The organism is Micromonospora sp. IBHARD003 (genome assembly GCF_056106285.1).
Genome location: NZ_JBWBBX010000001.1, coordinates 1,996,860 through 2,016,138, shown reverse-complemented (window position 1 = coordinate 2,016,138; position 19,279 = coordinate 1,996,860). Strand labels below are relative to the sequence as shown.

15 protein-coding genes and 1 pseudogene are annotated in these 19,279 nt (G+C 69.4%); 7 read left to right on the top strand and 9 right to left on the bottom strand.

Annotated elements, in window-relative coordinates:
• Window positions 1-148: 148 nt before the first annotated feature.
• Window positions 149-751, top strand: a complete 603-nt coding sequence (locus ACTWOL_RS08935; RefSeq protein WP_474301124.1) for an ANTAR domain-containing response regulator — start codon at window positions 149-151, stop codon at window positions 749-751.
• A gap of 93 nt (window positions 752-844) precedes the next feature.
• Here ACTWOL_RS08935 and ACTWOL_RS08930 read toward each other — a convergent pair whose 3' ends face one another.
• The 5 genes and pseudogenes from ACTWOL_RS08930 to ACTWOL_RS08910 form a co-directional block, all read right to left on the bottom strand.
• Window positions 845-1,561 carry an ABC transporter ATP-binding protein gene (locus ACTWOL_RS08930; RefSeq protein WP_474296050.1) on the bottom strand — a complete coding sequence of 239 codons (717 nt, stop codon included), beginning with the start codon at window positions 1,559-1,561 and terminating at the stop codon, window positions 845-847.
• Window positions 1,562-1,755: 194 nt separating this feature from the next.
• Window positions 1,756-2,562 (bottom strand): annotated as a pseudogene (locus ACTWOL_RS08925) (ABC transporter ATP-binding protein); the annotation flags it as partial.
• Window positions 2,563-2,567: 5 nt separating this feature from the next.
• Window positions 2,568-4,301: a branched-chain amino acid ABC transporter permease gene (locus tag ACTWOL_RS08920; RefSeq protein WP_474301123.1), complete on the bottom strand. Its 1,734-nt coding sequence runs from the start codon at window positions 4,299-4,301 to the stop codon at window positions 2,568-2,570.
• 5 nt (window positions 4,302-4,306) lie between these two features.
• Window positions 4,307-5,239 (bottom strand): branched-chain amino acid ABC transporter permease, encoded by a 933-nt coding sequence (locus ACTWOL_RS08915; RefSeq protein ID WP_474296049.1) that lies wholly within the window; start codon window positions 5,237-5,239, stop codon window positions 4,307-4,309.
• A 106-nt stretch (window positions 5,240-5,345) separates the two neighbouring features.
• Window positions 5,346-6,578 carry a branched-chain amino acid ABC transporter substrate-binding protein gene (locus ACTWOL_RS08910; protein WP_474296048.1) on the bottom strand — a complete coding sequence of 411 codons (1,233 nt, stop codon included), beginning with the start codon at window positions 6,576-6,578 and terminating at the stop codon, window positions 5,346-5,348.
• A 1,482-nt stretch (window positions 6,579-8,060) separates the two neighbouring features.
• Here ACTWOL_RS08910 and ACTWOL_RS08905 point away from each other — a divergent pair.
• The 5 genes from ACTWOL_RS08905 (at window position 8,061) to ACTWOL_RS08885 (ending at window position 13,432) form a co-directional block, all read left to right on the top strand.
• On the top strand, window positions 8,061-9,980 hold the full coding sequence (locus ACTWOL_RS08905) for a Xaa-Pro dipeptidyl-peptidase (RefSeq protein WP_474296047.1): 1,920 nt from the start codon (window positions 8,061-8,063) through the stop codon (window positions 9,978-9,980).
• Window positions 9,981-10,200: 220 nt separating this feature from the next.
• Window positions 10,201-10,398: a hypothetical protein gene (locus tag ACTWOL_RS08900; RefSeq protein ID WP_474296046.1), complete on the top strand. Its 198-nt coding sequence runs from the start codon at window positions 10,201-10,203 to the stop codon at window positions 10,396-10,398.
• Between the two features lie 94 nt (window positions 10,399-10,492).
• Window positions 10,493-11,062, top strand: a complete 570-nt coding sequence (locus ACTWOL_RS08895; RefSeq protein WP_474296045.1) for a MauE/DoxX family redox-associated membrane protein — start codon at window positions 10,493-10,495, stop codon at window positions 11,060-11,062.
• Window positions 11,063-11,072: 10 nt separating this feature from the next.
• Window positions 11,073-11,579 carry a hypothetical protein gene (locus ACTWOL_RS08890; RefSeq protein WP_474296044.1) on the top strand — a complete coding sequence of 169 codons (507 nt, stop codon included), beginning with the start codon at window positions 11,073-11,075 and terminating at the stop codon, window positions 11,577-11,579.
• 2 nt (window positions 11,580-11,581) lie between these two features.
• Window positions 11,582-13,432, top strand: a complete 1,851-nt coding sequence (locus ACTWOL_RS08885) for an ABC transporter ATP-binding protein (protein WP_474296043.1) — start codon at window positions 11,582-11,584, stop codon at window positions 13,430-13,432.
• Between the two features lie 18 nt (window positions 13,433-13,450).
• Here the strand turns inward: ACTWOL_RS08885 and ACTWOL_RS08880 are convergent, their stop codons facing one another.
• Both ACTWOL_RS08880 and ACTWOL_RS08875 read right to left on the bottom strand, forming a co-directional pair.
• Window positions 13,451-15,316: an AfsR/SARP family transcriptional regulator gene (locus ACTWOL_RS08880; protein ID WP_474296042.1), complete on the bottom strand. Its 1,866-nt coding sequence runs from the start codon at window positions 15,314-15,316 to the stop codon at window positions 13,451-13,453.
• Window positions 15,317-15,343: 27 nt separating this feature from the next.
• Window positions 15,344-15,784 carry a S26 family signal peptidase gene (locus ACTWOL_RS08875; protein ID WP_474296041.1) on the bottom strand — a complete coding sequence of 147 codons (441 nt, stop codon included), beginning with the start codon at window positions 15,782-15,784 and terminating at the stop codon, window positions 15,344-15,346.
• Between the two features lie 239 nt (window positions 15,785-16,023).
• Here ACTWOL_RS08875 and ACTWOL_RS08870 point away from each other — a divergent pair, with 239 nt between their 5' ends.
• Complete coding sequence (locus ACTWOL_RS08870) at window positions 16,024-16,221, top strand: hypothetical protein (protein ID WP_474296040.1); 198 nt, start codon at window positions 16,024-16,026, stop codon at window positions 16,219-16,221.
• An 82-nt stretch (window positions 16,222-16,303) separates the two neighbouring features.
• Here ACTWOL_RS08870 and ACTWOL_RS08865 read toward each other — a convergent pair whose 3' ends face one another.
• Window positions 16,304-16,795 (bottom strand): PaaI family thioesterase, encoded by a 492-nt coding sequence (locus ACTWOL_RS08865; RefSeq protein WP_474296039.1) that lies wholly within the window; start codon window positions 16,793-16,795, stop codon window positions 16,304-16,306.
• Window positions 16,796-16,866: 71 nt separating this feature from the next.
• Window positions 16,867-19,146, bottom strand: coding sequence for an FdhF/YdeP family oxidoreductase (locus tag ACTWOL_RS08860; protein ID WP_474296038.1), 2,280 nt, complete (start codon window positions 19,144-19,146; stop codon window positions 16,867-16,869).
• Between the last annotated feature and the right edge of the window lie 133 nt (window positions 19,147-19,279).

Genomic DNA, 19,279 nt, shown 5'->3' with positions numbered 1-19,279 from the left:
GGCTGCGGGTGCCCTGTGGGTCACCACCTTACCGCAGCTGGGTAGGCTCATGGGGAGCAGTTCCTGACCGCACCGAGGAGCCCCCGTGACCGCCCCCGAGTCGCCCCAGCCCATCGCAGACGACAACGACGCGTCGCACGTCCCGCCGCTGACGACCCGCGTGGTCATCGCCGAGGACGAGGCCCTCATCCGCCTCGATCTGAAAGAGATGCTCGAGGAAGAGGGCTACGAGGTCGTGGGCGAGGCCGGCGACGGCCAGCGGGCCGTCGAGCTGGCCCGGGAGCACCGGCCCGATCTCGTCATCCTCGACGTCAAGATGCCGGTGCTCGACGGCATTTCGGCCGCGGAGAAGATCGCGGAGGAGTCGATCGCCCCGGTCCTGATGCTGACCGCGTTCTCCCAGCGCGACCTCGTCGAGCGGGCCCGGGACGCCGGGGCGATGGCGTATCTCGTGAAGCCGTTCAGCAAGAGCGACGTCGTACCGGCCATCGAGATGGCGGTGTCGCGGTTCGCGGAGCTGAGGGCGCTGGAGAAGGAGGTCGCGGACCTCGCGCAGCGGCTGGAGACGCGCAAGCTGGTGGACCGGGCGAAGAGCATCCTGCAGACGCAGTACGGACTGACGGAGCCCAACGCGTTCCGGTGGATCCAGAAGACGTCGATGGACCGGAGGCTGTCGATGCAGCAGGTCGCCGAGGCGGTCATCGAGGACGCCGCGGAGAAGGCGGAGAAGAAGGCCGCGAAGGAGCAGTAGCCCGGCGGTGTGCCGCACCCCGTGCCGGTGGCGCGCGAGAGGCCCCCAACCCCGAGTGATCGGAGTGGGGGCCTCTCGGTGTGTGCGGGCCGGTCAGTCCTCGCCGAGGTACGTCTTGCGGACGTTCTCGTCGTGGAGCAGATCCTGGCCGGTGCCGGTGAGCTTGATCTCGCCGACCTCCATGACGTACGCCTGGTCCGCCAGGGAGAGCGCGGCCTGGGCGTTCTGCTCGACGAGCAGGATCGTCGTGCCCTGGGACTTCAGCTCGGAGATGGTCTCCATGATCTTCTGCATCATGATCGGGGAGAGACCCATCGACGGCTCGTCCAGCATCAGCAGCTTGGGCTGGGACATCAGGGCCCGGCCCATCGCCAGCATCTGCTGCTCACCGCCCGAGAGGGTTCCGGCGGCCTGCTTGCGGCGCTCTCCCAGGATCGGGAAGAGGTCGTAGGCACGCTGGATGTCCTTCTCGATCCCGGCCTTGTCGCTCCGCAGGAACGCTCCCAGCTGGAGGTTCTCGGCGATGCTGAGGCGCGGGAAGATGTGCCGGCCCTCGGGCGAGTGAGCCAGTCCGAGGGACACCACCTTGTGGGCGGGGATCGCGTTGAGGACCTGTCCGTCGAAGCTGATCTTGCCGCTGGACGGCTTGAGCAGCCCGGACAGGGTGCGCAGGGTGGTGGTCTTGCCGGCGCCGTTGGTGCCGATGAGCGTGACAACCTGCCCGGCCTCGACGGAGAAGGAGATGCCCTTGACGGCCTCGATCTTGCCGTACGCGACCCGGAGGTCCTCGACTTCGAGGAGTGCGGTCACTTCGCGTCCCCTTCTGTGCTGGTGGTGCTGGTGTCGCCGGCCGCGCTGTCCGATTCGCCGGTGTCGTCCGAGTCGGCGGAGTCGCTCGCGTCGTCCGCCTCGTCGGTGTCGTCGCCGGCCTCGTCCGCGGGCTCGGTGGCCGCGGCCGTCGCCTGCTCGGCCGCCTCGACCTCGGCGACCTCTTCCTCTCCGGGCGAGCCCTCGAACGGCGTGCCGAGGTACGCCGCGACGACACGCTCGTCGCCCTGGACGACCGCAGCCGTGCCCTCGATGAGCTTCTGGCCCTGCACGAGACAGGCGACCCGGTCGCAGAGGTTGAAGATGAAGCGCATGTCGTGCTCGATGACGAGCACGGCGATGCCCATGTCGCGGATCGCGAAGATGAGCTCTTCCGCGGCCCGCGTCTCCTGCGGGTTCATACCGGCCGTGGGCTCGTCGAGGAGCAGCAGGCCGGGGTCGCTCGCGAGGGCGCGGGCGATCTCCAGCTTGCGCTGCTCGCCGTAGGGCAGGTTGCGGGCGAGGTGGTCGGCCTTGTGCGCGAGGCCGATGAACTCGAGGAGCTCCATGGCGCGTGCGTGCGACGCGGCTTCGGCCTTCTTGAAGCCGGGGCCGCGCAGAAGCGCCGACCAGAGACCTTCCTTGGTCCTGGTGTGACGTCCGACGAGGACGTTCTCCAGGACGGACATGTTGGCGAAGAGCCGGATGTTCTGGAAGGTACGGGCGATGCCGGCCTTGGTCACGAGGTGCGGCTTGGGCGGCAGCACCGTGCCCTTGTAGCTGACCTTGCCCTCGGTGGGCACGTACAGACCGGTCAGGCAGTTGAAGAACGTCGTCTTACCGGCGCCGTTGGGGCCGATGAGGCCGACGATCTCGCCGGAGCGGACCGTCAGGTCGACGGAGCGGACGGCGGTGAGGCCGCCGAAGCGCATGGTGACGCCGCTCGCTTCGAGCACGGTCTCGCCGACAGCGGTGCCGGTCGTTTCCTTGGTGGTGGTCGTCATGGCGTTCACGCCCCAGCCTTGGCGATGCCGACGCCGGGCTCGAGACCCTTGTCCGGTACGTCGGTCTGGTCGGTCTCGTGGTACTCGAGCTGAGCACGCCGGTTGGCGATGAGGCCTTCGGGCCGGAAGCGCATCAGCAGGATGAGGGCGATGCCGAAGCCGAGGAGCTGGTAGTCCTGAAGGAACTGCAGCTTGGCCGGGATCATGTAGAGCAGCGCGGCGCCGAGCAGCGGTCCGCTGATGGTGCCCATGCCACCGAGGATGACGGCCGCCAGGAGGAAGGCCGAGTTGGGCGGCACCGGTCCGGCGAACTGGTACATCTCGGGGACCACGGTGTGCTGGACGTGGGCCTGCACGGTGCCGGCGAGGCCGGCGAGGGTGGCGCCGAGGGCGAAGGCGATGAGCTTGACCCGGAAGCCGTTGATACCCATCGCTGTCGCCGCGGTCTCGTCCTCGCGGATGGCGACCCAGGCGCGGCCGATGCGGGAGCTGCCCGCGCGGCTGAAGACCAGCACGACGAGGATCGTCGCGAGGAGCATCAGCAGGTAGTAGTTGGCGTATGCGCCGAGCTCGAAGCCGAGGACGGTGTGGGGCTGCCCGAAGTTGAACCCGAAGAACTCGAGGTCGGGGATGTTCGGGATGCCGTTCGGGCCGTTGGTGATCTGGGGACCGGAGACGCCGTCGAGGTTGCCCATGGCGATACGGAAGATCTCTCCGAAGCCGAGGGTGACGATGGCGAGGTAGTCACCGCGCAGTCGCAGTGTCGGTGCGCCGATCACGACGCCGAAGATCAGCGAGACGACGGCACCGGCGAGGACGGCGGCCCAGAAGGGGAACTGCACGCCGAAGGCGGAAGCCGTCGAGCCGGAGACGAGTGCGGCGGTGTAGGCGCCGACGCCCAGGAAGGCGACGTATCCGAGGTCGAGCAGGCCGGCCAGACCGACGACGACGTTCAGACCCAGGGCGACGGTCGCGAAGATGAGGATGTTGACCGCGACCAGGGTGTACTGGTCGGTGCTCTGGGTGAAGGGGAACGCCGCGGCGGCGACGAAGGCCGAGATGACCGTGACCTGGCGGTACTTGGCGGTGAGCGCCGAGAGACGCGCGACCAGACCGGCCTTCATCAGCGCCGCCGCACCGAAGATGACGGCGATGAGGTAGCCGGTGAAGAGCTCGGCGTACTCGGTGTCGATGCCGTACGTGATCACGAACAGGCCGACCGCGAAGGCGGCGACGATGATCAGGATCTCGGCCCAGGAGGGGAGCTCCTTGGGCCGGGCGGCCTTACGGGTGTCGTCCGGCAGCAGGTAGGCGGTGACGACGGGGATCGCGGAGGCCACGGCGGCGACGAAGCCGCCCGGCTCCAGGTTGACCACGCCGTTGAGCTCGACGCAGATGGCGATGAGGGCGAACCAGGTGGTCGCGAGGCCCCCGAGCGCCAGCAGCTTCAGAGCCTTGGTGCTACCCGCGGGGACGAGCCAGCCGAGACCCTTGATGCCGAGCGAGGCCAGCGCGAAGAGCGCGGTGAGGAGGCCGGCGACGAGGGTGAGGACCTGGAGTCCGCCCGGGTACCCGTTGACGGTGAGGTTGCCGGGGAAGGCCGGGGTCCAGGTCCAGGCGAGGAAGGTGCTTGCGAGGGTGGCCGCGCCGCCCGCCGCGGTGAGCCAGCGCAGGATGGTGACGTTGGAGGCGCTGTCGGCGGGAGAGATGCCCGTTGCCTCGGTGGTGTCGGTGGTCATCGTTCTCACGCCCGATCCGCGACGCGCTCACCGAGCAGACCCTGCGGCCTGACCAGGAGCACGACGATGAGGAGTACGAAAGCCCAGACGTTGGACCAGGCGCCACCGCCGAGCTGCTGCATGCCGGGAATCTCTTCGATGTAGGCGATCGACAGGGCCTCGGCGAGGCCGAGGACGACGCCGCCGACCATGGCGCCGTAGATGTTGCCGATGCCGCCGAGGACGGCGGCGGTGAACGCCTTGAGTCCCAGGATGAAGCCCATCTCGAAGTTGATCTGGCCCTTGTCCAGGCCGTAGGCGACCGCCGCGACCGCGGCGAAGGCGGCGCCGATGGCGAACGCCATCACGATGATGCGGTCGGTGTTGATGCCCATCAGCTTGGCGGTGTCGGGGTCCTGGGCGGTGGCCTGCATGGCGCGGCCGCTGCGGCTCTTGGAGACGAAGAGTCCGAGGCCGAGCATGCAGAGCGGGGCGAGGACCAGCACGAAGGCGTCGGCCTGCTGGATGGAGAGGTTGTCCAGGAGCTTGAAGGATTCGCCGGTGAACTCGGGGAAGGTCACGGCGGCCTTGGCGTTCGGGTAGAAGCCCCAGACGAGCTGCTGCAGGGCGATCGACAGACCGATCGCGGTGATGAGCGGGGCCAGGCGCGGTGCATTGCGCAGTGGCCGGTATGCGAATCGTTCCGCGGCGGTGGCGACGGCGACGGAGGCTATTGCGCCGCCGATGATCATGAGGGGGATGGCCACCAGGAGCGAGGTTCCGCTGGGGAGCCAGGCGTAGGTGGTGAGGGCTCCGAAGCCCCCGATCATGAAGATCTCGCCGTGGGCGAAGTTGATGAGCTGGACGATGCCGTAGACCATGGTGTACCCGATGGCGATGAGGCCATAAAGGGCACCGAGGGCAAGGCCATTGGCCAGCTGTTGCGGCAGTTCGTTCACCGCAGGGCCTCCGATGAGCGTGTCGGATATGAAACCGCGCGAGGGCGCTGTTGCGCCCTCGCGCGGGCTGGATCATGTCAAGCGGTTGGTGTTACTGCGGTGGAACTCAGTCCTCGAACGTGGCGCTCTTGACGTCCGCCCAGGCGCCGGCCTTGACCGCGTAGACGGTGAGCTGCTTGTTCGTGGTGTCGCCGAACTCGTCGAAGGCGACCTTGCCGGTCACACCGTCGAAGGAGACCTTGGACATGGCGTCCGTGACCTTGGCACGGGCGTCGGCCGGAACCTTGCCGTCGCTCGCCGCGACGACCGACTTGACGGCCTGGATGATCGCCCAGGCGGCGTCGTAGGAGTAGCCGCCGTAGGCCGCGTACGCGTCCTTGTAGCCCGCGGCCTTGTAGTCGTCGATGAACTTCTTGGCGGTCGGGAGCTTCTCGACCGGGTAGCCGACGGAGGTCGACAGGTCGCCGTCGTTCGCCACGCCGGAGGCCTTGATGAACTGCGGGTCGTAGATGCCGTCGCCACCCATGGTGGGGATCTTCGCTCCGGCCTTCTTGACCTGGTCGGAGAGGAGACCGCCCTCGGGGTACTGGCCACCGAAGTAGACCGAGTCGGCGCCGGAGGCCTTGACCTTGTCGGCGGTGCTGGAGAAGTCGGTCTCCTTCACCGTGACGTGGTCGGTGCCGACGACCTGGCCGCCGAGGCGCTTGAACTCGTCGGAGAAGATCGCGGCCAGACCGGCGCCGTAGGTCTGCTTGTCGTCGACGACGAAGACCTTCTTCTTCTTCGCGTCGTTGTACAGGTACTGGGCGGCGAACTTGCCCTGGATCACGTCCGTGGTGGCGGTACGGAAGTAGCTCTTGAACGGACGCTTCTTCTCGCCCTTGCCCCAGTTGTCGCCCTGGGTCAGAGCCGGGTTCGTGTTGGCGGGGGAGACCTGGGTCAGGTTCGCCGTGTTGAAGACGCCCTGCATGGACTGGGCGACGCCGGAGTTCAGCGGGCCGACGACGCCGAGGACGTCCTTCATGCCGACGAGCTTGGTGGCGTTGGCCTGGCCCGATGCCGGGACGGCCTGGTCGTCGAGGGCCTCGACCTTGAATTCGACGCCGGGGACCTCGTTGTTCTTGTTGGCGGTCTTGACCGCCAGGTCCACGGAGTTCTTGATGCCCTGACCCAGCGCGGACAGCGAGCCGGTCAGCGGGGCGTCGACGCCGATGACCACGGTCGTCTTGCCACTGCTGTCCTTGCCGCCGCTGCTGGCGTCGCGCGACCCGCAGGCAGTGAGGGTGAGTGCTCCCGTGGTGATCACGGTGGTGAGAATGAGCAAGGAACGGTGTCGCACGCTGTGTCCTTTCCCTGGCACGGCTTCCTCGTGGTTGAGGTGCCGTTTCCTTCGCCGGGCGTACTGATGGTTGTGGCGATGCCGTGCCGCAGACGCGCCCGGCGGCGCGGTGACTGGCCGTGACTCTAAGCGCAGCCGGCGGGCTGCGGGACCAGTGAAGGTCAGGATGTGACTGTCTTGTTATGCCACGAGGGAGACGACGTGGGTGCTGTGTGGGCACATAGGGCGTTTCTGGCTGGTGGCCAAGTGTTCACATGCTGAGAACGCCCAGCTCCGCTAAGGGGCATGAGTCCATCATGGTGCTGACGCGGCCCGGTGGCCCGTCGCGCCGGCGAAGGATCACGGCTCCGGTTGTGCTGCGTGCGCCGCCCGGTTTTCCCCGCGGAATCCGATTACTCAGCGTAATGTTCAGGAAAGGTTGTTCGAGCTCCGGATGGGCTCCACCGCAGGTGTACGGGGAGATCTTGTGAGAGCCTCACGGACGCCGGACGGTCACGGTGAGGCAGCTCCCGTGTGTACCGAGACCGAACGGGGGCGTCCGGAATCCGATCCTGACCGGGCGGCCGCCAGTTCTCCGAGCTGCCGGTGGCGCCGTTCTGCGCCTCGCACTTCCTTGACGTCTCGCGTTTGAGCAAGGTCACGGCGGCGGCACGGCCGTTGCGCTTCTCCTCCGCCCGCGCCGCGGTCAATACTTCGTCGTGGATGACGAGTTGCTCATTGGAGAGGCCCTTCTGCTCCCAGTCGAGGCCCGCCCAGCTGCTGCCCTTGAGCGCCTCTTCGACCCAGTAGGTGACGAGATGGGTGCAGACGTCCGCGGGTGAGGTGGGGGTGGGAGTGCCGGGCTGCCCGGCGTGAGAGCCGGCGCGTGCGCCGGGTCCGCCGGACTGATCGGACCCGTGGGACGAGCATGCCGTCGCCATCACGAGGACACCGGCGGCAAGGAGCGCGCCGACGGCGGACGGGGGCGGGGAGTACGCCTTGAACCCCATGGGGCCAGGCTAGTGCTGTGACCGGATAGGTTCACCGGCTCGCGGCGCCCTGCACGGCGTCTCGCTGCGTTGTCGCATCACCCCAGTACATCCAGTACAAGGCCGATTCTCCGCCTTGCGATCCACCGCACAGGACGCCGCGAGCTTCCCGGCAAACCTATCCGGCCACAGCACTAGGGCCCGACCCTGGCGGACCGCACTCGTATGCACCTCTCAAGCGGCCAAGTGGGCGTAAAGGCAGGCGTGTTGACCGCCGCGTGGTCTGGTGCGGCCGGTACGGGAGCGATGGAATGTGTCCGCGCGTCCCGCGCGATCGAACCCCAAGGCCTTGTTCGAGGACTGGCACCGCCCGCCCGAAGGGCGTCGCGGGCCCGGCGGGAGTCCTCGGGCACGGCCTGCCCCGGCCTTGGAGGCAGGCACGATGGCGAGAGCCACGCGGACAGGTACGGCCCACGGATCCCGCTTGGTGCGGAGAGCCCGGACATGGGGGACGGTGGCTCTCACCGCCTCCCTGCTGACGGCGCTCCCCGCGCCCACCGTCCATGCGGGGACTCCCGCACTGAGCATCGTCGGGGAGAAGACCCAGCCGGTCTTCTCCCGGGCGGACGCGGTCTACCAGCAGGTCGATGTCGAGACGGAGGTGGACAGCGACGGCGACGGCCGGCGCGACACCGTGCGTATGAGGATCCTCCGGCCGAAGGAGACGGACGCGGGACTCGAGGTCGCCACGATCATCGAGGCCAGCCCCTACTGGGCCGGCGGCAACGACGTCCAGAACCACAACGTCGACGTGGACGGGGACGGACTTCCGGCCGGCGGACGGCTCGCGCTCGCCGAGCGCACCCCGGGGCTCGCGAGCCCCGGCACGGATCGGGGCGCGGGCCCGGACCGGCACGGGGCGCGCCCCGGTGCGTCCGCGGAGGGCGGGGCCTCCGTCGTCTTTCCCGGCTATACGGACAACTACTTCCTGCCGCGCGGCTATGCCGTCGCCCAGGTCGACAGCCTCGGCACCGGCGGTTCCACCGGCTGCCCGACCTCCGGCGGACACAACGAGACCCTCGGTGCGAAGGCCGCGATCGACTGGCTGAACGGCCGTGCCAGGGGCTGGGACCTGGACGGCACACCGGTCGGCGCCACCTGGTCCACCGGGAACGCGGCGATGATGGGCATCTCGTACAACGGCACACTGCCGACCGCCGTCGCGACGACCGGCGTCGAGGGCCTCAAGGCGATCGTGCCGATCTCCGGCATCTCCTCCTGGTACGACTACTACCGCGCGGGCGGCGGGGTCGTGGCCCCCGGCGGCTACCAGGGGGAGGACACCGATGTCCTCGCCAAGTACGTCTACACCCGCGCCGACCGCGAGGTCTGCAAGCCCGTGATCGACCGGCTGACCGCCGAACAGGACCGTGTCACCGGTGACTTCACCCGCTTCTGGAAGGAGCGGGACTATCTGAAGAACGTGGGGAAGATCAAGGCCGGGGTCTTCGTCGTCCACGGCGGCAACGACTGGAACGTGAAGACCCGGCACTTCGCCCGGCTGTGGGAGGCCCTCAAGGAGCACGACGTGCCCCGCAAGCTCTGGCTGCACCAGGCGGGCCACGTCAATCCGATGCCCCTGCGTATGGAGGAGTGGCTGAACCAGCTGCACCAGTGGTTCGACCACTTCCTCTACGGGCTCGACAACGGTGCCCTCGGCGCGCCCCGTGTCGACGTCGAGCAGGCCGACTTCGGCTGGCGGCAGCAGCCGGAGTGGCCCGCACGCTCCACCCGCGATGTCACCCTGCGCCTGAACGCCGACGGCCTCTCGCCGCGCCCGGGACAGCCGGTGCGCCAGGAGATGACCGACGCGGGCCGGACCGTCCCCGCCGAACAGCTGGCCGCCGCCCCCGACACGGCCCGCCCGGACCGGCTCGCCTACACGACCGGTCCGCTCCCGGCCGACCTGCGGGTGGGCGGCACTCCGCAGCTGTCGGTACGCGCCTCGCTCGACGGCGCGTCGCCTTATGTCACGGCGCTGCTGGTCGACTACGGCGCCGACACCCGCGCCGTGGCGGGTACGGTCGCGGACACCTCGCAGCAGATCTGCTACGGCGAGGGCATCCCCGGTGACACCGGATGCGCCTACCGGACCACCCACCGCACCGAGACGGCCGACTTCAAGATCGTCTCGCGCGGCTGGCTCGACATCCGCAACCGGCACTCCCTCGAGCGGCAGAGCGAGGTCGTCGAGGGCCGCGAGTACCGGCTGCAGTGGTCCATGCAGCCGCAGGACTACGTCTTCAAGAAGGGGCACCGGCTCGGCGTGGTGCTGATCTCGACCGACCACGACTACACCCTGCGGTACCCGGCCGGCACCCGGCTGTCCGTCCGGACCGGGCTCAGCAGCGTCACCCTGCCCGTCGCCGGGTGACACCGCCCGCCGGACCGTGAGGCACGAGGACCCGGGGAGGGCGCACGCGCCTTTCCCGGGTCCTCTTCCGTATGCGCCCGCAGACGCCAAGCCGCTGTATTTCCGCTGTATGTGCGGGTCTACGGCCCGCACGTAGTGTGCGAGCCGTCCGATGACGCATACGGCCTGTGCGTGCCGGCCCCGGGCAGACACCACAGGCGAAGGACTGGAGGACGGGTTGATGGTTGGGATGGTGAACCGGTTCGCCGACCGGGCGCTCGAGTACCTCGCTCCCAAGGCGAACGCGGCCGCAGACACCAGTTGGTGGGAGTACTGCCACTGCACCGCCGACTGGCGCAAGATCTACCGCCTCTGCCATGTCGTCGGCGGCAGGACGAGCTGCGGGCGTTGCGAGAACGTCCGCTACATCGGCTGCTGAGCTCGCCGGCTGCTGGTCCCCGGAGGTGTGAAGGCGGGCGGGACCCGGACAGGACCCGCCCGTCCGCACTCCCTTACGCACCAGGACTCCCCATATGACCTATGTTGCCTTCGCCTGCCGGATTCTGCTGCTGGGTGTGTTCCTTGTGTCTTTCGCCGGAAAGGTGCGCGGCGGCTCGGCGTTCGACGAGTTCGCCAAGTCGGTCGCACAGCTGCGGCTCGTCCCCCGGAAGGCGACCAGGACCGTCGCGGGCGTGGTGACCGCAGGGGAACTCGTCGCCGCCGTGCTGCTGGTACCGGACGCGACGGTGCCCGCCGGTTTCGCGCTGTCGGTCCTGCTGCTCCTCGCGTTCACCACCGGAATCGTGGTGGCCCTGCGCGGTGGGCGCAGCGCTCCGTGCCGATGCTTCGGAGCGTCGACGACCCCGCTGGGTCCCGTTCACGTCGTCCGCAATCTCGTTCTGTCCGGCATCGGCACCGTCGGTTTCGCCGTGGTGGTCACCGCGGCTCCGGCCGGGGTGCCGCCCCATTACGGGGCCGCCGCCGTCGCGGCCGCGGCGGCTCTCGTTCTGCTTCTCCTCGTCGTCCGGCTCGACGACCTGACCGCGCTCTTCCGCACCGGCCCAGCATTCACGGCGCCTCGCACGCGCGCCGAAGACACGTGAGGTTGCCTTGTTGCCCGTTCTCATCGCCGCGGTTGTCCTGGTCGGAGCGGTGTGCCTCTTCGACCTCCTGCTGACGTTCGCCGTGCTGCGCAGACTGCGCGAGCACACCGCCGAGCTCGAACGGCTGGCCGGAATGCCACGGTTCGACGCGTACGACCCGGGCGAGCTGGTGGGACGGACGCTGCCCGAGCCTGCCCTGGCGCACGGCGCACGGCTGGTGGCCTTCTTCGACGCCAAGTGCGACACCTGCCATGAGCATGCGCCCCGGTTCGCGGAACTGGCCCGCGGCGGCCGCAGCGCGCTGGCGGTGGTCTCCGGCGACGGCCGCGGTGTCGACGAGCTGGCGGCCCATCTCGACGGGCACACCGCGGTCATCCGCGGTGAGGACGCCGAAACGCTGGTGAGCGCCATGAGGATTCAGGCATTCCCCACATTCGTCCTCGCCGACGCAGAAGGCACGATCGTACGAGCGGCCACTCATCCCGCCGATCTGCCCGAGCCGACGGCGGCGGTCTGACGGTGCGGTCCGGATCCGGCGAACGGCGGGACGCGACGGGTCCAGGGCGGCCCCGGCGGTATCTGCGGGTCGCATGGCTGCTCTGCTGGCGGGCAGGGCGACTGCCCGCCGCGGCGTACCTCCTCATCACCGTGGTCTCGGGTCTCCTGCCCACGGCCACCGCCTGGCTGACGAAGTTCGTCGTCGACGACCTCGCCGCGGGCCGGACCCACGACGTGCTGACTTGGGCCGGGTGCCTGGCCGCCGTCGGGCTGGCGGCCGGAGTGCTCCCGCATCTGAGCGGCTATCTCCAGAACGAACTGGCCCGCAGGCTCGAGCGGTTGATGCAGGGCCGGCTCTATGGCGCGGTCAACGGCTTCCAGGGGCTGGCGCGGTTCGAGAGCCCGGAGTTCCGCAACGACCTGAGCATGGCCATGCAGGCGTCCGGGGGAATGATGGGTCCCGTCACCACAGGCCTGTTCGACACCGCGCGCAATGTGATCACGCTGGTGAGTCTGCTGGGGACGCTGTTCCTGCTCAGTCCCGCCATGACCGTGCTGGTCACCGTGGCGGCCGTGCCGGCGCTGCTCGCGCGGCTGTCGCTCTCGAAACGACGAGTGGGCATGCTGGCCGGGGTCTCCTCCGCGTCCCGCCGCCAGATCTTCTACTCCATGCTGATCACCGATGTCCGCAGCGCCAAGGAGACCCGGCTGTTCGGTCTCGGCGACTTCCTGAAGCAGCGGATGCTCGGCGAGCTCGCGATCAGGCAGGACGGCGAGCGGCGGCTGGACGGGCAGGAAGCACGGACGCAGTCCCTGCTCGCCCTTCTGTCCACCGTGGTGTCCGGGATCGGACTGCTCTGGGCGGTGAGGGCCGCCACGGCCGGGTCCCTGACCGTCGGCGATGTCACGGCGTTCGTCGCCGCCGTCGCCGGAACACAGAGCGCGCTGACCGGTCTGGTGGACAACATCGCGATGGCACACGAGGCGCTGCTCGTCTTCGGCTACCACCACAGGGTGACCTCGCTGCCCGACGATCTCCCGTCCACCGGCGCACGGACCGCACTGCCCGCTCTGCGCCGCGGCCTGGAGCTCCGGAACATCTGGTTCCGCTACGACGAGAGCCACCCATGGGTGCTGAGCGGCCTCGATCTGACGATCCCTCACGGCAGTTCCGTCGCCCTGGTCGGTCTCAACGGGGCGGGGAAGAGCACGCTGATCAAACTGCTGTGCCGCTTCTACGACCCGACGAAAGGAACGATCCTCTGGGACGGAGTGGACATCCGGGATGTGCCGCCGGCGCAGTTGCGGCGACGGATGGGCGTGCTGTTCCAGGACTACATGTGCTACGACCTCACGGCGGCCGAGAACATCGGCGTGGGCGAGCCGGAGGCGATGTCGGACCGGCCGCGGCTGAAGAAGGCGGCCGAGCGGGCCGACATCGACAGAACCGTGGAGGGCCTTCCCCGGGGCTATGACACCCTGCTCAGCCGGCTCTTCGCCGATCAGGCGGAGGACGACGAGCAGTCCGGCGTCGTCCTCTCCGGCGGCCAGTGGCAGCGCCTTGCGCTCGCCCGCACCCTGCTGCGCGACGAGCGGGACCTGCTCATCCTGGACGAGCCCAGTGCGGGGCTCGACGCGCAGTCCGAACACGAGATACACCGCAGGCTGCGGGAGCACCGGGCCGGGCGCACGAGTCTGCTGGTGTCGCACCGGCTCGGCGCGGTCCGCGAGGCCGAGGTGATCGTCGTACTCCGGGAGGGCCGGATCGTGGAGCAGGGCACCCATGACGAACTCATGGCCGGGAGCGGGGAGTACGCGCGGCTGTTCGCCATCCAGGCGGAGGGCTACCGCGACGCCGGCCTGCCGGGCTGAGACGGGGCCCGCGCACGATCACCGCATCCCGGTGGCCAGTAGGTCCGGGAAGGGCGCCGGCTGCTCGTGGGCGGCCAGCTCCCGGGCGTAGAGACGCACGAGGTCCGGCATGTGAAAGGCGTCCCGGGCGATCCGGGCGAGCAGACCGACGTGTATCAGGTCGTCGATCGCGTGCTCGGCCGCCCGCAGACCGCAGCCGAGCTCCCTCGCGGCGGCCCCGACGTCGAAGGGGGCGTCGAGGCCGCTCAGCCGGCTGAAGGCACGGGCGGCGACACGCTGCTCCGGATCGATACGGGAGAGCGCCCGGTAGCTCATGGCGTACGACTCGCGCATGGCGAGACCCGGGACGCGTAGCTCGTCCAGTCGCTGTGCGGGGTCGCACAGCCGGGCCGCGGCATCCGCCAGGGCCTGGTCCGGCCGGCTGACGCAGCGTGCGCCGACGATGCTGAGGGCCAGCGGATTCCCGTGGCAGAGCCTGGCGATCTCCCGCGCCATGTCCGGTTCGGCCGCCACCCGCTCCTCACCGATCAACCGGGCCAGCAGACGGGCGGAGTCCGTAGCGGTGAGGGCCCCGACCGGGATCCGGACCGCGTCGACGGCGGGCAGCGCGCCGCGGCTCGTGATCAGCACGGCGCAGTCCCGACTGGCCGGCAGCACCGGTGTCACCTGGCCCGCGTGGAAGGCGTTGTCGACGACGACCAGCATGCGTCTGCCGGCCACCATGGACTGGTAGCACGCGGACGCCTCGGAAACCGTGGCGGGTATCTCGTCGCGGGGCATGCCCAGCGAGCGCAGGAAGTGGCCGAGGACCTCGAGGGGGCGCAGGGGCCCGAAGGCGTGCGGGCTCTGCAGATCGGCATGGAGCTGGCCGTCGCCGTACACGTCCGCCAGGGAGTGCGCGACATGCAGGGCGAGAGCCGTCTTGCCGCGTCCGGACGGGCCGTGCATGAGGATCACCGGCGCTCCGGTGCGCTCCTCGTGCCCTGCGCGCAGGGCGGCGCGCGCGAAGGCCGTCTCCCTTTCCCGTCCCACGAAGACCCGGGGCGGCCGGGGCAGCTGGCGGGGAGTGGGCACGGCGGCGGAGGTCATGTGCGATACCGGTGCCGCGGTGCGGACCTGCGTCAGGTCCGGGTCCCGGCGCAGTATGGCCTGGTGTACGTCACGCAGCTCCCGGCCGGGGTCCAGACCCAGTTCACTGCGCAGCACCTGGCGGCCTTCGGTGAAGACGGCGAGCGCACCGGCCACATCACCGCCGCGGTACAGCGCGAGCATCAGCCGGCTGCGCAGCCGTTCGCGTAAGGGGTGCCGCCGCACGAGGCCGCGCAGCGTCTCGGTCGTACCGGCGACCTTGCCGAGGGCCAGTTCCACGTCCGCGTGGTCCTCGACCATGCCGAGGAACCGCTCGGTGAGGTCCGTCGCCGTCCCCCGCAGGGTGGGGCCTTTGACCACGTTCTCCAGGGGATCGCCGCGCCAGAGGGCGAAAGCGCTGGTGAACGACTGCGCGGCCGAGGTCAGGTCCTGCCGTGCCGCGGCCTTCCTGGCCTGCTCCGTGAGGGCTTCGAAGCGGGCGATGTCGCATCCTTCGTCCGCCATGCGCAGGGCGTATCCGGAGCGCGATGTGATCAGTCCGGCGTGGTGCGGGCCGTCGCCCGCGGGCTGGAGGAGCCGGCGCAACTGCATGACGTAGGTACGCAGATTGGGTACGGCCGAGTGGGGCGGATCATCGCCCCAGACCTCTTCGACCAGGGTCGGCACCGGGACGGTGCCTCCCCGGTGGGCGATCAGCAGGGCGAGGACCGTGCGCTGTTTGTCGGCCGCGACATGCACGGTCCGGTTTTCGTGAACGATTTCCAGTGGGCCCAGAATGTGAAAGGCGAGAGCCATGTCCTTTGTGTATCCCCCGATTTTGACTCACAATGCGCCGCCGCCCAGCCTGCGGATTGCCACCCCCATGATGTGCTCGGCGGAGAAGAATCCACGGTGACGGGAATCGATGCTGTCCGGATTGTCGCCGTACACGATGAGGGAGCCGGCGGGCACCAGTGCCAGCCCCTGGCTGCCGGGTATCCCCTCGGGAACGGGATCGCCGGGCAGGGCCACGGCGCGCTTGATGTTCCAGGAGCCGTCGTCGAGCGGCTCGAAGTCACCCTTGGAGGGCGGCGGTTGGAGCACGACGACGTCGCCCGTGCGCACCTCGCCGATTCTGCGTCGCCGCACCACCACCTGCTCGCCGGGCGAGAGTGTCGGTGCCATGCTGATGCCCTCCACGGTGACGACCGTGTACCGGCTGCGAAGGCGGAGTGCGGCGAAGAGGGCGGCGAGAATTCCGCCGACAATCCACAGAACTGGCACAGGCATACCCCTCGCCGCTTCCCCCGGTTGGCTTGATCATGCATACCGGCCACGGCGCCTGTCAACCTTTTGTTCGAATAGCTCCGGGGTGTGGTGACGGCTGCGCGGATCGCGTCGTTCCGCTTTTCTCTCACGGTCGTGTTCCGCTGTATCCGCGATGTACGGATCGCCGTATTCCCCGTTGCTAGGGTCCGTTCGGTTTTTACCGGACGGCCAAGTGCCGGGGAAGGAAAGAGACGATGATCGGTTTCCTGGGAACGCTGGGTGACAGGATGCTGGGCAGGCTCGTGCCGACGGCCGTGGCCAAGGCGGACACCACCTTCGAGCGGATCTGCTACTGCAACCCCCGCAACAGCTTCTACATGCGGCAGATCTGTCATGTGGTCGGCGGGCACACCGCGTGCGGCACCTGCTACATGAGCTCTCCTTGCCGGTGAGTCCGGCGAGCTGAGACACCACGACCGGGCCGCGTGACACGCGGCCCGGTCGTTCGGTGTGTCGTGCCCCGGGGCGGGGAGATCAGGCGGTCGCGCCAGGGATGTGGTCCGCGTCCTGGGGCCGGGCGTCGCGCAGCAGGCACGTCAGACGGGCCGTGCAGACCCGCCTGTCCTGCTCGTCGGTGATCACGATCTCGTACGTGGCCGTCGAGCGGCCGCGGTGCACCGGAGTCGCCACCCCGGTGACCAGGCCGGAGCGGGCGCCCCTGTGGTGGGTGCAGTTCAGATCCACACCGACGGCGATCTTGGAGACACCGCCGTGCAGCATCGAGCCCACCGAACCGAGGGTCTCGGCCAGTACGGCGGAGGCGCCGCCGTGCAGCAGCCCGTACGGCTGGGTGTTGCCCTCCACCGGCATGGTGCCCACCACGCGGTCCGCGGAGGCCTCGACGATCTGCACGCCCATGCGGTTGCCGAGATGCCCGGCGGAGAAGAGGGCGGGCAGATCGACGCCGAGCGCGGCGTACTCGTCGATGACTTCCTGCGGGAACTTCGCGCTGCTCCGCTCGCCCATGTGCCCGGCTCCGTTCGTGTGCGTACGGCGTCGTTCGACGTCCGTCTGTCGGTAACGGCCTGAGCAAACGCTTAGGCGGACGGTGATTGTTCCAGACGGACGACCACGGACTTGCTGGCGGGGGTGTTGCTGGTGTCCGCGGTGGCGTCCAGCGGCACCAGGACGTTGGTCTCCGGGTAGTACGCCGCGGCACAGCCCCGCGCGGTCGGGTAGTGCACCACCCGGAACCCGGGCGCCCTGCGCTCCACCCCGTCCTTCCACTCGCTCACCAGGTCGGCGTACGCGCCGTCCGCGAAGCCCAGCGCACGGGCGTCGTCCGGGTGGACGAGGACGACGCGGCGGCCGCCCCTGATCCCCCGGTAGCGGTCGTCGAGGCCGTAGATCGTGGTGTTGTACTGATCGTGGGAGCGCAGTGTCTGCAGCAGCAGCCGGCCTTCGGGGAGGTCCGGGTACTCGACGGGAGCCGCCGTGAAGTTGGCCTTGCCCGTGGTGGTGGGGAAGCGGCGCTCGTCGCGCGGGGCGTGCGGCAGGGTGAAGCCGCCGGGGCGGGCGATCCTCGCGTTGAAGTCCTCGAAGCCGGGCACCACGCGCGCGATCCGGTCGCGGATCGTCGCGTAGTCGTGCTCGAAGTCCTCCCACGGCGTCCGCGACCCGGCGCCGAGCACCGCACGGGCCATCCGCGCCACGATCGCCGGCTCGGAGAGCAGATGCTCGCTCGCCGGCGGGAGATTGCCCCGCGAGGCGTGCACCATGCCCATCGAGTCCTCGACGGTCACGAACTGCTTCCCGCTCCGCTGGACGTCCTTGTCGGTGCGGCCGAGCGTGGGCAGGATCAGCGCGCGCCGGCCCGTGACCGCGTGCGAGCGGTTGAGCTTCGTCGACACATGCACCGTGAGACCGGCCCGGCGCACCGCCGCCTCGGTGACCTCCGTGTCCGGAGTCGCCCCCACGAAGTTGCCGCCCATCGCGAAGAACACCTTGGCGTCCCCGTCGCGCAGCGCCCGTATGGCGCGCACCACGTCCATGCCGTGGTGGCGCGGCGGTGCGAAGCCGAACTCCTTCTCCAGCGCGTCGAGGAACGCGGGCGCCGGCCGCTCGAAGATGCCCATCGTGCGGTCGCCCTGCACATTGGAGTGCCCGCGCACCGGGCAGACCCCCGCGCCCGGCCGGCCGACGTTTCCGCGCAGCAGCAGGAAGTTGACCACTTCCCGGATGGTGGGCACGGCGTGCTTGTGCTGCGTCAGGCCCATCGCCCAGCAGACGATCGTGCGCTCCGATTCCAGGACCATCCGCAGCGCCCGCTCGATCTCCGGCCGCTCCAGGCCGGTCGCGGTGAGCGTCTCGTCCCAGTCCGCCTCGCGCGCGGCGGCGGCGAACTCCTCGAAGCCGTGCGTGTGCTCGCGTACGAACGCCTCGTCGACGGCGCCGTCCGTCTCGAGGACCAGCTTGTTGAGGAGGCGGAACAGCGCCTGGTCGCCGCCGATCCTGATCTGCAGGAACAGATCGGCCAGCGGGGCGCCCTTGAACATGCCCTTCGGCGTCTGCGGATTCTTGAACCGCTCCAGGCCCGCCTCAGGCAGCGGGTTCACCGAGATGATCTTCGCGCCGGACTGCTTGGCCTTCTCCAGTGCGGACAGCATCCTCGGGTGGTTCGTGCCGGGGTTCTGCCCCGCGACGACGATCAGGTCCGCCTGGTGCAGATCCTCCAGGGAGACGCTCCCCTTGCCGACGCCCAGGGTCTCGGTCAGCGCCGACCCCGACGATTCATGGCACATATTGGAGCAATCCGGCAGATTGTTCGTGCCGAACTCGCGCGCGAACAACTGGAGCAGAAACGCGGCCTCGTTGCTCGTGCGGCCCGAGGTGTAGAACAGCGCCTCGTCCGGCGAGGACAGCGCCGTCAGCTCCTCCGCGATGATCGCGAAAGCGCGTTCCCAGGTCACGGCCTCGTAGTGGTCCGCGCCCTCGGGCAGATAGACGGGCTCGGTGATCCGGCCCTGCTGCCCCAGCCAGTACCCGCTGCGCTGCGCCAGCTCGGACACCGGATGCGCGGCGAAGAAGCCCGGCGTGACCCGGCGCAGCGTCGCCTCCTCGGCGACCGCCTTCGCGCCGTTCTCGCAGAACTCCGCCAGATGCCTCTTGTCACCCTCGGGCCAGGCGCATCCCGGACAGTCGAAGCCGTCCTTCTGGTTCACCTTGAGCAGGGTCCTGGCAGTGCGCGCCATCCCCATCTGCTGCTGCGCGATCTTCAACGTGTGCCCGATCGCGGCCAGACCGGCCGCAGCACGCTGGGGCGCGCCCACCTGGGGCGCGTCCTGGACCGGGTCGCCGGAGGGTGGCTTGCTGGCCATCGGGCTCCTCTTCGAGCGCGGAATGAGTCGTCTGCGCTACAGATCCTGTCATGCGCCGGCGGCAGCAGGTCCTCCGCTGTCGCGGGAAGCCTTGTCAGTGCTCCGTGGGAGGATCGTGTCCGTGGCAGAGACA